This window comes from Thermocladium sp. ECH_B (assembly GCA_001516585.1).
In the GTDB taxonomy this organism is placed as follows: domain Archaea; phylum Thermoproteota; class Thermoprotei; order Thermoproteales; family Thermocladiaceae; genus Thermocladium.
Genome location: LOBW01000050.1, coordinates 1 through 13158, shown reverse-complemented (window position 1 = coordinate 13158; position 13158 = coordinate 1). Strand labels below are relative to the sequence as shown.

Below are 13158 nucleotides of genomic sequence, written 5' to 3'. Positions count from 1 at the left end.
TCAGCTTTCTTTCCTGGAACCCATTTGGTAGGAGGCGAACCACGTTAGTCCTCCTATTCTTGAATTCGATTTCTTTGATGCCCCCTCCCGGTATTGCGGGGGGAATCGGCCTCCGCTCCTCATTCAAGAAATTGACCGGAAGAGGGCATCCTGAAGAGAGGTGTTTAGGCTTAAAAAAAGTTTTCTATAAGGGGGTTATCCATCCCCGGCCCTGATGGGGCGAGGCTTTCCGCCCCCTTAACCCCCATTTTGGTAAAGTCCATGCATTGAGGAAGCATCTAGGGGATTGGGAGCCTTTAGGGGGTGTCGTAATTGGTTTGGGAAAGTATTTAATGCCAGCCTTATTGCCGCGTATCATGAATGCCTCCTTTAGGTTCCCGGTCACTAGGCCTAGGAGATTACGGTTAAACCCACTTATTCGGGACTCCGTGGCGGAGACATCATTATCCCCCAGCAATTTCATTATGCCCCTATTCATAACTGATGCCGACTCCCCCCAACGAATAGAGGCAATGCCGGGGCAATTTAGGTGGCCTATTGGCGATGCATTGATTAGAACCGTGCAGGGATTAATCGATTTAGGCATACATAACCTGATACTGTTCGGGGTTACTAATAGGAAGGACCCCATGGCTAGCGAGGCAACCAATAGGAACGGCGTGGTTCCGCGGGGCATTAGGTTGCTTAGGCAGGCATTCGGCAGGAGGATCACCATATTCGCCGATCTCTGCATGTGTGATTACACGGATCATGGGCATTGCGGCGTAGTGTCTGGCTCGGGAGCTGATTATTATATTGATAATGATACGACGCTTAAGATTTATGGAGAGATAGCAGTTAATTACGCTGAGGCTGGGGCCGACGTCATTGCGCCATCAGGCATGATGGATGGGCAGGTCCAAGCAATTCGCGGCGCACTGGATGATGGTGGTTACGAGAATGTCCCCATAATGTCCTATAGCGCTAAGTACGCCAGCGTATTTTATGGTCCCTTCCGCGAGGCCGCGAATAGCGCCCCCAAGTTTGGGGATAGGAGGAGCTACCAAATGGATCCACGTAATGCGTTTGAGGCGCTTAAGGAGGTTGCCATGGATATCGAGGAGGGGGCAGACATAGTCATGGTGAAGCCGGCCATGCCTTACCTGGATGTGGTGCGGCTCGTTAAGCAGAGCTTCCCAGAGGTCCCGCTCGCAGCGTATCAAGTGTCCGGGGAGTACTCAATGATAAAGGCCGCCGCGGCTGCCGGCTGGATCGATGAGGGGAGGGCCGTAATGGAGAGCTTGATTTCGATAAGGAGGGCGGGGGCCGACTTGATTTTAACCTATTTTGCGCCGGATGCGGCTCGAATGCTTAGGGATGGGGCTTCATTCTTCTAAATATTATAGATAGATAAAAATATGAAAAGGTTTAAATACAGAGCATAAATTGACGAATTGATTAATGATGGACATTAAGTCCCTCCTATCAGAGAGGACTCAATTCATGAAGGCAAGCGATATACGTGAATTATTGAAGTGGGTGACGGAGGACGTCATATCGCTCGGCGGCGGAATGCCGGATCCAAGCACATTCCCAAGGGAATTAGCCGACATAGCTAGGGACGTAATAATAACCAAGGGAAGCAGCGCATTACAATATGGAAAGACAGAGGGAGTGGATGACCTAAAGGATGAATTAATTAGATTCATGGCCAAGGATGGAATAAAGGCCAGCCGCGAAGAAATAATAATAACAACGGGAAGCCAGGAAGCACTGGATCTAATTGGTAGAATAACTATTAATGCGGGAGACGCCGTGATAACGGAGAGACCGACCTACTTGGCTGCACTCCAGGCATTTAAGGCGTATCGCCCACGCATAATTGGCGTAGACATGGATTCGGACGGCATGATAATGACTAAGCTCGAGGATGCCATAAGGAAGAGCATTAATGATGGGAACAAGATAAAATTCATTTACGTGATACCAACATGCCAAAACCCGACAGGCATAAGCATGAGCATCGATAGGCGCAAGCACCTAATGGAGCTGGCGAGCAAGTACGACCTACTGATAGTGGAGGATAATCCTTACAGTTACTTCCTGTTCGACGGCATCTATGTACCTCCCCTTAAATCGATGGATACGGAGAATAGGGTTGTCTATATGTCCACTTTCAGCAAAATAATCGCGCCGGGGATACGCGTTGGTTGGGTGGTTGGGGATAAGGACCTAATACGGTGGATAGCAATGGCGAAGCAAGCCGTTGATCTACACACATCAACGCTAAGCCAATACATTGCGCTGGAGGCATTGAGGAGAGGCATAATAGAACGCAATATCCCCAAGATACGTGAAGCCTATAAGGTTAAGAGGGACGCCATGCTGGACGCATTAGCTAAATACATGCCGGAGCAAGTCACGTGGACGAGGCCCATCGGCGGCATGTTCGTATGGGCATCAGCCCAAGGCATACGGACCGAGGATATGCTGCCAATTGCCGTAAGCAAGTATAAGGTTGCATACGTGCCGGGCAAATCATTCTACCCAGATGAAGACGTCCACACATCAATGAGGCTTAACTTCACGTATCCCTCTGTCGACATGATATATGAAGGCATTAGAAGGCTAAGCAATGCAATTAAGGAGGAGCTGAGCAAGAATCAACATTAATCTGGCCGCCCCACCAATAAGTGGCGAGGCTTGCCATTTCCCTTTATCTTTTTGGGGGTTAAGGGGGCGGAAGCCCCGTTAGGGNGNGGTAGTTCACCACTAGATGAGGCCCATTTCCCTCATTGTCTCCAGGGTTAGGATGGTCACGCCGGCAGCTCCCCTAACTATATTATCCCCCAGAATCACCATTCTGAGGTAACCCGCCTTAATGCTTAATCTACCGATGGAGACCGCCATTGGGTCAAGATCCCGCAGCGGCTGTGGTCCATCGCTTCTCTTAACCAGAATTAGGGGCCTAGGGGGCGCCGTGGGCAAGCCGCGTTGCTGCGGAAATGATGAGTNCTCCTCTATTGCCTTAACCGCATCGTTGATCCCCATGGATACGCCGAGCTCGGCCTCTATGATAGCCATGTGGCCATACTTAACGGGAACCCTAGTGCTCGTGGCGTGTACGTCTATTCCCCACTCCATTATTTTGCCTAGCTCAGCCTCTATTTTCTCCTCTTCGCCCTTTATGTATGGAATCACGTTGCCCTCTATTGATAGAAATGATACCCCCATGTAGCCGGCTCCCGAAACTGACTGCATNGTCGTCACGAAGAGCCTCCTCAACTTATCCCTGAATGGGGCGAGAGCGAGGGAGATTATTGCAGTGGTGCAATTGGGATTCTTAACAAGCCAATCGCCTCTCCCCCTAATCATTTCCAGGGCCCTCCAATTAACCTCTGGATTAATTAATGGAGTGCCATTATCCATGCGACCCGGAGACGCGTTGGAGATGACGTTTATTCCGCTCCTAACTAATCCAGGCTCCACCTTGGCCGCAACATCATTAGGCAAGGCCGAAAGTACCACATCGACATCCCTGTGATCACTTGGATCCGTGGAGACCAACTCCATATCACATACGTATTCCGGAACCTCCCCATTAATGACCCACTTAACTGCCTCACAGTACTTCTGCCCAATCTTGGCCGGCGATGCCGAGACCTTAGTTAACTCTATGTATGGGTGGCCCTCCAGTAATTTAACCATGGTTTGCCCAACTATTCCTGTGGAGCCGAGCAGGGAAACCCTTATCTTGCCCATGAAATCACCCACTCATGAAGGCTTCGCGCAGCCGCCGCCGCATTTTCCTCATCGCCTAGAACCAAGCCGAAGGCATTGCCGCCCCTATCCCTGAAGTCCAGCCTAATCGGCACCTCACGGGGATCCATGTGACCAATGACGGCGACCGCGTATCCTCTGCCCCCTATCCTGGCGGCATCAAACACGGCAACGGCCTTGGGTCCCCTCCTGGTTTTCCTGGAAATAATCGTTCCCATGCCGCTGCCAGGCATGGTTATCACGGCAACGATGTCTGTATCTATTAATGGCTCGAACGTCTTGGGGTGGAACTTCTTTCCTCCCATTATAGAGAAGACGTATGCCTCCTCAATACTCATGGAGTCCACGAGCCTTGGATTATTCACTATTCTAGGGTCTCCACTATATATGCCCGGCACATCAGTGTAGAAAGTGATTTGGGAGGCGCCTAGGTAATAGGCTAGGAGGGAGGCAGTGTAATCGCTGCCGCCTCTCCCCAACGTGCCTGGAGTACCGTTCCTGAACCAACCAATGAAGCCGGGAATCACTGGAATTATTCCTCTATTAATTAATGAAGTGAGCCTCTGTCTAACGTAGAATCCGCTTAATCCGCTGATCCTTGATCCACTGCGTGACTCTTCTATTAGTATTCCCGGGTCATATACTGGCCTGGCATTTGCTCCAATAGTCTCCAGGGCCGCTGCCATGATGATTATCGAGAATAATTCGCCGTGGGCTATAACTGCGTCCTGGTTATTCATGAGGAGGTGCCGCATGGCTGATGATGCGACATCCCGCAGCAAACCCATGTAGAGAGCCCTATTTGGGGGCGATACTTCATTTAAGGCATCAATGTATAGGTCGTGGATCTCATTTAGGGCATTAATGTCTTGACGCTGCGCGGCCAGAACTAACTTATCGGTTACTCCCCTCATTGCTGAAATAACTGGTATGCAATCATTAATTATGGGTGCCAAGTTCGCATAATCTTTACCGCTTCTCAATAATGAACCGCCTATTTTACATATATTATAGCTTTCTAGTCGTAATTTCCTGTTTCCATTGAGGTCACTAAATAGCCTCGATATTTCGCTTAATAAATATTACAACGCAGAGAGACGGAAATAACCATGCACAGCATAGCGGCGGATCAAGGAAATACATGACCGCAACGCGTAGAGGGGAGGGGAGCAATGCCATTATTCGGCAAGTAGACCGTGGATGCCCAAAATATTAAAAAGCGTTATGGGTAGCGGCGCTGACGTGACTACGACCTTTAAATGCGAACCCAACTGCGCATCGTGCTGCAAGTTAAGCCCAATAACCGTGCTTCCCCATGAAGTTTACCTGCTGCAGCGGGAAGCCGAGGAGCTGGGGATTGAGGCTGCTTTCTCTCCGTCCTATATAGTTGTCGATGAATTAAATAAAGTTAGGATAGTTCTCTCATACTTGTTAATGCTTAATGGGAGGGGGGAGTGTCCCTTCCTGAGGGGAACGAAGTGCCTTGTGCATGATTCATATAAACCATTGACTTGCAGATCATTCCCATACTTGCCCAGGATAATTAGGTACTCCATGGATACGGCCACCAAAACCATAGACTTCGATGTATCATTCGTTGCATCATATGCGTGCCCAGTCGTGAAGCGAGATGATCCTGGATACGGCAACGGCGATATGCGGGTATATTTCAAGAACGAGGTACCGCATGCGCGGGAAGCCATAGCCCTCAGGAAATTCTATGCAGCGACGCTGACTCAAATGTGGAGAAGCGGCGCAATTGAGTTAACGGATGAAGATGGGAGAACAGTTCCTTATCCCCTCGTCAATGGCTATTTCTTCATTAGGCAGCGAATGCCCATGATAACCCTCAACGTCATTAATGATATAGCGATGAAGGCAAGGAGGGAGGCCGAGCAGTAACTCGCATTTTCTATGAATGGCATCCTCCAACTAGCTGACTCCTCCCCGCCCTGAAGGGGCGAGGGTTCTACGCCCACTAGGGTGAAGGACGACTTAACTTTAAATGATCGCGTCTTCTCGTGCCCCAGGTGCGGTTGGACCGTGGATAGGGACTATAATTAGGCGCTCAACCACTTGAGGAGGGCAGGGTGGAAGCCGCCCGCAGCGCCCGTGGAGCTCTGCCCACTACCCGTAACGATGCAGGCGGGGCGGGGAAACCCCGTTAGGGCGGGGTAGCTCATAGCGACGACAATGTTAAAAACACCTAAGGTCACTATACGTAATGCGGCTCCTCTTAATTCACGCGGAGGACTTCAGCTACACAGTTAAGGAGAAGGCAATAAATGAACCAGAGCCTCTCGATAAGAAGGAATATTCTGCGAAGAATGCTTTAGTGGTATTCACAACGGTGGAGAGCGTCGATAATGATGCCTCCGAGTTCCTGGAATCCGTTTCAAATGATATAATAGATGTGGCTAGGAAGGTGAAGGCAAGCGTCATAGTTATTTATCCATATGCGCACCTCAGCCCTGACTTGGCGCCGCCAACTAAGGCAATAGATATACTAAGTAAGTTATTCAACTCAGTTAAGGAGAAGGCTGGCACTGAAGTGGAGAAGGCACCATTCGGTTGGTACAAGGCATTCAGCATCAAATGCCTGGGCCATCCCCTATCCGAGTTAAGCAGAACAATAACCCCATCATCGATAAAGAAGCAGGAGCAGAAGGTAATTAATGATTTCTATGTTGTATTAACCCCCAATGGAGAGGAGTTCCCGGCCGATAAGTATCAATTCAAACCTAGCGAGGAGGATCTAAGGATCCTCGTGGAGAAGGAGGTGTTTAAGCATGAGTTAGGGGGAGGAAAGGCGCCGAGGTACTTGGATTACTGTAGGAAGTTCGGATTTGAGTGGGAACCATTATCCGACGTGGGCCACATGAGGTATGGACCCATGGCAACCCTCATGATGGAGCTCGTGGAGGATTACGCTTGGAAGGCAGCTAATGATTTGGGATTCCCCGCCTTCAAGATAAGGGGAACCAATATGTTTAGGACAGATCAACGCGCAATATCCGAGCACGCTAAACTATTTGGGGAGAGGATGTATATGACTGAGGCCGATGAAGAGTTGCTGATGAGGTATGCGGCGTGTTTTCAGCAATTCGCCATGATAAAGGACTGGGTTCTAAGTTATAGGGACGTGCCTCTAGGCATGCTTGAGATAGCGGATAGCTATAGGTATGAGCAGCCTGGCGAGACAGTGCTCTGCTTTAGGCTGAGGAGATTCTATATGCCTGACCTACATATATTCGTGAAGGACTTGGAGCAGGCAATGGAGGTTGGGTTGAGACTTCATGGGAAGATATTCAGCGAGATAAGGAATATTGGAAGAGACTACGTGAGTCTCTATAACGTGACGAGGGGATTCTTCGATGAGCATAAGGACTATCTATTCACTCTAGCCAAGAGGGAGGGGAAGCCAATACTTGTCCGCGTATTAAATGAGTCAAAGTATTACTGGGTGCTTAACGTTGAGTATCACATAATAGATCAATTAAAGAGACCCAGGGAGATAGCTACATTCCAGTTCGATATAGGCAATGCGCAGAGGTTCGGCATAAAGTACGTGGATGAGAGTAATCAGTTAAGGTACCCCGTCATAATACATACAGCGATACTTGGATCCGTTGAAAGATTCATTTTCGCGCTTCTGGATAAGGCCGCCATAGATGAGGAGGCCGGCAAAGTGCCGAGGCTACCCACATGGATCACGCCAATACAGGCCAGGGTTATACCTGTCTCCAGGGATTACATTAATGGCGCAATGGATATAGCCAAGAAACTGATTGAGAGCGGGATCAGGGCTGATGTGGATGATAGGGATGAAACCCTCAACAAGAAGATAAGGGACGCGGAGACCCAGTGGGTGCCCTATATAGTAATAATTGGGGATAGAGAATTAAAGACAGGAATCCTCAGCGTGAGGATCAGGGGCTCCGGCCAAGCATCGCTTAGCATTGATGAATTGATCGGCTCCATATCGAAGGAAGTAGAGGGTTACCCAAGGAGACCGCTGACGATGCCTATTTTGGTCAGCAAGAAGACCTTCATTAGTTAAGTCCCGGCTTAGTCCAAGTATATTCCAGCCATTTCTATCCTGTGCCTCAATGATGCCCTCTCGTCCTCCGGGTATGATGCTATGAATCTCAGTATCTTCTTTTTATCTAATTGAATCGATGAATCCATTAATCTCTCGTTTAGTTCCTCCAGGAACTCCTCTGCATCATCGGTTGCCTCCTTCGCCTTCAGCACGACTAGGCCCTCCACCTTCATTGACTTGATCTCGGCTCCATTTATCTTGGCCATAATGTGATCGTCCAATAGTTCGTTCGGTATATACACATCTAGGGCGTTTTCCATTAAATCAACCCTAATCATTGCGTCTCCCGCCAGAACCTCTACGTACATGTTGCCGAATGCGGATGAACCGACGTCCCAATCATTTTCAGCGGCTATCCTCTCGAACTTATCTGGATTCATGAATGGACTCTCGCCCATTATGAATAGATCAATATCGTGAACATCCCAATAAATATTATACCCAATGGGGAGAACCATGCTTCCAATTAATTCGAAATCAATGCCATTGCTCCTCAAGGCATTGGCGACCCTGATTAGCGCATCAAAATACTTGCTTAATTCCCCTCTCATGCATGGCGGATTACGGACCAGTATAAAAATTATGGCCTACAATTCAATTTAATGATGAATAAGACAGGCGTAAACTGCTCCACCCTCACGGACGGGGTCTCTGGGGTTAAAAGATGAAAGACAAGGAAAGTGGTTGAAGCATCTCCATTAAGTTCCCGCAATATGGCTACTATTATCGCAATTACTTTATCGTTTTTATTTCATCCAGTGCCTGGCTAAACGTTGATGCTAGATTCACGTTCTTATAGATTATTACTCCACGGTCGCTTATAAGGTAATAAATATCTGGGTAACCATCTGGGTTATATTTCTCCGTTGCTGCGAGATCAGCATAGCCAGCCATGAACCAGTTGCGGGGCTGGCCTCCGAATCTCTGCATGAATTGGGGCAGCGGCATTCCCTGGTATCCTAAGTCATCATATGACTCCACCACCATCACCAATATCTTCTTCGCGGCAATAAGCGGGGCATAGTAATTAATGGTCTCTACTCCAGCCGCGCAACCGCTGCACCAAGTAGTTATGAAGTAGAGCAGGATATAGTGACCCCTTAACTGGGATAGATTCAGCGTAGTCCCATTAATCAATGTAAAGGAGACAGGGGGAGCCTCATCCCCCACGCTTATTCCAATTGATTTATGCGGCAGGGAAACAATTATGATCATTGCCATTACCGCTATGATTGCAATTGCTGCAATTATTATGGCTTGCCTCATCTTTTGCATGATTCACACCTTCCCTGAACGGATCTAGCAGAAAGGTATAGGGAGACCAACGAGAGGATCACTGCAATGCCAATCAGGATGGGGTCATATAACCCTATTAATCCCTGGATTTTGCCTGTCATCGTTATGGCTAGGTATGAGCCGCCAACCAAGGCCACCAGTGATGGAAGCAATGGGGAACAGCAAGCGGCTGGAAGCGTTGTCGCGACAACTGTGGCGGCTAGGCTCCCCAAGTTTCCTCTGGTTCTCCTTCTAATTATCGCAGCGTATATATCCATTACTAGGGAGGCGGAGAGCAATACAGAGAATATCAGCGATGCCGTGACTGAGTAAATAATGTAGAGGCGGCNCAGGTATAGATAGCCGAGGGCTGTTGATGTGAATAAGTAATAATAGAGAAGAAAGATGAGGGAAATAGAGAATAGGAATAGTGCAATTAATCGCCGATCTGTTAGCGNTAGTTTCATGGCATTTATTATCTCGTTGAAGCTACTATATGGATTAAGACCCATGGCTAGTTACGTATCGCGTTTTCGTTATAAAGAATTGCTCGTAATTCAAAATATATGAACAACTGTTCAAGTAAATCATAATAAAAATATAATGCCGCTAACACCCTCACTGCAAGGAGCAATGCCTATTGTTCTCCATATTAATGATGCAATACATCCCGGTCTTAATTTGTGAAAAACACAATAATTCAATAGGCTAAAGTATAAATTGATGCGATACTTGATTTTGAGCAATGGAGCAATTATTGGGTTCTGTTGTGGATAAGTCGTTAGAGGCTGTCCTCAGGAAACTGGAGAGCGGGAAGAAACTGGGTTCAGAGGATTTGGTGATATTAATGATCGGAATGTTCAGGGAATCCAATAAGAGAATAGATGAGACCAATAAGAGGATTGATTCAGTGTTTGAGTCATTAAGTAAAAGCATAGAGGCAGTGAATGCTCGAATGGATGTGCTTTTTGAGACGGTGAATAATAGGGTGAATGAAGTTAAAAAGGACATGGATGCTAGGTTTGAGGCCGTTAATAATAGAATGAATGTCATGAATGATGCCCTAAACAACAGAATAAACGAGTTGGGCAACACGCTAAACAACAGAATAAACGAAACAAACAAGAGAATAGATGACCTAAGCAAAAGAATAGAAACAATGAACGACACGCTAAACAACAGAATAAACGAAACAAACAAGAGAATAGATCAATTATATGATCTACTTGGGAAGATATATGAGACCTTAATAGAACGGGCTCCGCGGCAACGCGATAAGTGATTCATGCNGTGAAACTTCAATGGAATAGCATTGTTTTTAAACCCTAAGTTGCGAGTTTCTTCTAGATGTCGAGTAGCGTTAGGGAGATTATACGTATAGGCAATACGGATCTCAACGGCAAGAAGTCTACNCTATACGCCATAGCCCGAATAAAGGGGATAGGGATCTCAACGGGAGTAGCCATTTGTCGATATCTTGGCATAGATCCTAGCCAAAAACTTGGTTCCTTGAATGATGAGCAATTAAAGAAGCTTGAGTGGGCCGTTAATAACGTATCATCAATAGTCCCGCGATGGTTCGTTAACCGAGCCAAGGATGTTGAGTCCGGCAAGGATATGCACCTAATAGGAGCCGATCTATTGTTATACGTGAGGNGGGATATAGATCTAGAGAGGAAGCTCAGAACATGGAAGGGCATTCGCCATAATTTGGGCCTTAAGGTGAGAGGTCAAAGAACTAGATCAACTGGTAGGCTGGGCGGCACTGTTGGAGNCGCGAAGAAGAAGGCAGTGCCAGGAGCAGGAGGAAGCAGCGGTGGTAAGTGATGGGCGATCCAAAGAAGTCCAGGAAAAAGTACATATACGGCAAGCCCAGGCGTACATGGAATGAGGAGCTATTAAGGGAGGAACTACAGTTAATGGGTGAGTATGGACTTCGAAACAAGAAGGAGCTTTGGCTCGCCAGATCACTGCTCAGGCGAACCAAGGAACGAGCGAGGGCATTGCTATCAATACCCTTCGAGGAAAGAGAGGAATTAGAGAATCAATTCAAGGAGAGACTATACAGGCAGGGATTAATCAANGATGTATCTGCACCGCTGGATAACGTGTTATCCCTAGATATAAGAGCAGTGCTGGATAGGAGGCTCCAGACCCTCGTAGTTAGGAGGGGATTAGCTAAGTCAATGTATCAAGCAAGGCAATTAATAACGCACGGCCATATAGCCGTTGCTGGGCGACGAATGACGTCCCCCGGCTACTTGGTTCCAAGGTCACTTGAGGACCAGATCGGTTATGCGCCAACATCCCCATTCATTAACGCCCCGCCCACGCAAGGCGAGGCAAAGGGTGAGGAGGCGAGGTAATCATGGCGGAGCAAGAAGAAGTACAGAAACAAGAGGAGCAGCAAGAAACAAGGAGGATTAGGGCCATACCGAACACTATTGCCCAAACAGTTAAGGGCATAAAGGTAGTCATAGCTGTAGGCAAGAAGAAGACCGCCATAGCGAAGGCCATTGTGAAGCAGGGAATTGGGAGGGTTAGGATTAATGGTGTTCCAGTGGAGATTTGGCCCATTGAGATGGCTAGGCTAAAAATGATGGAGCCCCTTACTCTAGCCGGGAAATTATCTAGCCAAGTTGATATCGANGTATCGGTGTCTGGCGGCGGCTTCATGGGGCAAGCATCGGCGGTAAGGATGGCTATTGCGAGGGGTTTACTGGAGTACTTCCAGGACCAGAATCTATATAGGTTGTTCAGCGTCTACGATGAATCCATGATAAAGGGAGACCATAGAAGGACTGAGCCCAAGAAGCCTGGGCTAAAGCATGCACGCAGCAAGAGGCAAAAAGCATACAGGTAAGCACAAATCAAATCAATCCTGAATCCTAAATTCATTCTCTAGGCTCCTAATGTCGTCATAGCTAATCATCCATCCAGAGGCGCCTAGATTCTCAATTACGTGGCTCCTCCGGGAGGCCCTTGGTATTGGGAATGCATTTTTCTGAATCAACCAATTCAATGCCACTTGAGCCGGTGTCTTGCCCATCTTCTCCCCGATCCTCCTAAGCGAAGCATTATTAGCTAGTTTCCCGTGCCCAAGGGGGTAATAGGCTAGGACCGCTATTCCTTCCTTGATGCAGTAGGGAAGTATATCCTTCTCTATCGATCTATTGGCTAGGCTATAGTTTAGTTGAACCGCCGCTAATTCATGCTTCTTTAGGGACGTGACTGCCTCCATTAATTGATCCATATTGAAATTGCTCACCCCTATATACAATGTTTTTCCGGCATCGACAAGTTTCTCCATGTTTTGCATTGCCTCCCGTATGGGGGTCCTCCCGGGGAAGTGTATCTGGTATAGATCCACATAGTTAGTGCCAAGTCTTCTTAGGCTTCTATCTATTGCCTTACTCATCTTGCTCCAGGATAAATGCGTGGGCCAAACCTTGGTCGCTAAGAATAATTCATCTCGTCGGCGATCCCTTATTGCCTCAGCCACGAGGGGCTCAGAGCCATATATCTCCGCCGTATCTATTAGATTAATTCCTCCATCCAGTCCAGCCCTTATGGCATCTATTTTCTCATTTCTATTCCTATATATTCCAATCCTCGAGAGCAATATCCATGCCGGGTCGTAATACGTACCCATTCCAATTACGGATACCTTTACCCCGGTCTTACCGAATTCCCTATACTCCATATAACGAGTTGAATTAATATGGGTAAAAGTTTTTCTCGCGAAATACCCAGCTATAGACATAGCTTTCTCCTTCCTTACCCATAACTATTGGTGCTCAACGAAGCATCAATCACTAAGGCCTTGTCCACACTCCTAGGATTGTTTAATCATGTATTGAAGCATAATTAAGCCATACACTGCCTTGGTGAGCTACCCCGCCCTTAAGGGGCTTCCCGCTTCCCCGCCTTGCCCATCATCACGAGTAGTGGGCGGATCACGGGCGCCACGGGCGGCTCCCGCCCTGCACGCCTTGCCCAATGAAGGGCGTTGCACGCCTCTC

The 13158-nt window shown here is 47.8% G+C and carries 14 protein-coding genes; 8 read left to right on the top strand and 6 right to left on the bottom strand.

Annotated features, from left to right (window positions below; translation table 11 throughout):
* Positions 1-356: 356 nt before the first annotated feature.
* Positions 357-1376, top strand: a complete 1020-nt coding sequence (locus AT710_06745; GenBank protein ID KUO91393.1) for a delta-aminolevulinic acid dehydratase — start codon at positions 357-359, stop codon at positions 1374-1376.
* Between the two features lie 67 nt (positions 1377-1443).
* Positions 1444-2652, top strand: coding sequence for an aminotransferase (locus AT710_06740; GenBank protein KUO91396.1), 1209 nt, complete (start codon positions 1444-1446; stop codon positions 2650-2652).
* 99 nt (positions 2653-2751) lie between these two features.
* On the opposite strand, the gene AT710_06735 is transcribed toward AT710_06740, so the two are convergent.
* Entirely contained in the window at positions 2752-3741 is a 990-nt protein-coding gene (locus AT710_06735) for an aspartate-semialdehyde dehydrogenase (GenBank protein KUO91392.1), read from the bottom strand.
* Positions 3729-4742 (bottom strand): hypothetical protein, encoded by a 1014-nt coding sequence (locus AT710_06730; GenBank protein KUO91391.1) that lies wholly within the window; start codon positions 4740-4742, stop codon positions 3729-3731. Before AT710_06730 ends, AT710_06735 begins: the two co-directional genes overlap by 13 nt.
* Positions 4743-4983: 241 nt before the next feature.
* On the opposite strand from AT710_06730, the gene AT710_06725 reads away from it, so the two are divergent.
* Positions 4984-5661, top strand: coding sequence for a hypothetical protein (locus AT710_06725; GenBank protein ID KUO91395.1), 678 nt, complete (start codon positions 4984-4986; stop codon positions 5659-5661).
* A gap of 322 nt (positions 5662-5983) precedes the next feature.
* Positions 5984-7819 carry a hypothetical protein gene (locus AT710_06720; GenBank protein ID KUO91390.1) on the top strand — a complete coding sequence of 612 codons (1836 nt, stop codon included), beginning with the start codon at positions 5984-5986 and terminating at the stop codon, positions 7817-7819.
* Between the two features lie 8 nt (positions 7820-7827).
* On the opposite strand, the gene AT710_06715 is transcribed toward AT710_06720, so the two are convergent.
* The 3 genes from AT710_06715 to AT710_06705 all read right to left on the bottom strand — a co-directional run bounded on the left by AT710_06715 (position 7828) and on the right by AT710_06705 (position 9648).
* Complete coding sequence (locus AT710_06715) at positions 7828-8412, bottom strand: nucleotidyltransferase (GenBank protein ID KUO91389.1); 585 nt, start codon at positions 8410-8412, stop codon at positions 7828-7830.
* A 181-nt stretch (positions 8413-8593) separates the two neighbouring features.
* Positions 8594-9136 carry a hypothetical protein gene (locus AT710_06710; GenBank protein KUO91388.1) on the bottom strand — a complete coding sequence of 181 codons (543 nt, stop codon included), beginning with the start codon at positions 9134-9136 and terminating at the stop codon, positions 8594-8596.
* Positions 9124-9648, bottom strand: coding sequence for a hypothetical protein (locus tag AT710_06705; protein ID KUO91387.1), 525 nt, complete (start codon positions 9646-9648; stop codon positions 9124-9126). Before AT710_06705 ends, AT710_06710 begins: the two co-directional genes overlap by 13 nt.
* A 233-nt stretch (positions 9649-9881) precedes the next feature.
* On the opposite strand from AT710_06705, the gene AT710_06700 reads away from it, so the two are divergent.
* The 4 genes from AT710_06700 to AT710_06685 all read left to right on the top strand — a co-directional run bounded on the left by AT710_06700 (position 9882) and on the right by AT710_06685 (position 11999).
* On the top strand, positions 9882-10418 hold the full coding sequence (locus AT710_06700) for a hypothetical protein (protein KUO91386.1): 537 nt from the start codon (positions 9882-9884) through the stop codon (positions 10416-10418).
* Positions 10419-10483: 65 nt separating this feature from the next.
* On the top strand, positions 10484-10963 hold the full coding sequence (locus tag AT710_06695) for a 30S ribosomal protein S13 (GenBank protein KUO91385.1): 480 nt from the start codon (positions 10484-10486) through the stop codon (positions 10961-10963).
* Positions 10963-11502 carry a 30S ribosomal protein S4 gene (locus AT710_06690; GenBank protein KUO91384.1) on the top strand — a complete coding sequence of 180 codons (540 nt, stop codon included), beginning with the start codon at positions 10963-10965 and terminating at the stop codon, positions 11500-11502. The genes AT710_06695 and AT710_06690 overlap by 1 nt, the downstream gene beginning before the upstream one ends.
* Before the next feature lie 77 nt (positions 11503-11579).
* A complete protein-coding gene (locus AT710_06685; protein KUO91394.1) occupies positions 11580-11999 on the top strand; it encodes a 30S ribosomal protein S9 in 420 nt (139 codons plus the stop codon).
* A gap of 12 nt (positions 12000-12011) precedes the next feature.
* On the opposite strand, the gene AT710_06680 is transcribed toward AT710_06685, so the two are convergent.
* Positions 12012-12839 carry an aldo/keto reductase gene (locus tag AT710_06680; protein KUO91383.1) on the bottom strand — a complete coding sequence of 276 codons (828 nt, stop codon included), beginning with the start codon at positions 12837-12839 and terminating at the stop codon, positions 12012-12014.
* Positions 12840-13158 lie beyond the last annotated feature (319 nt).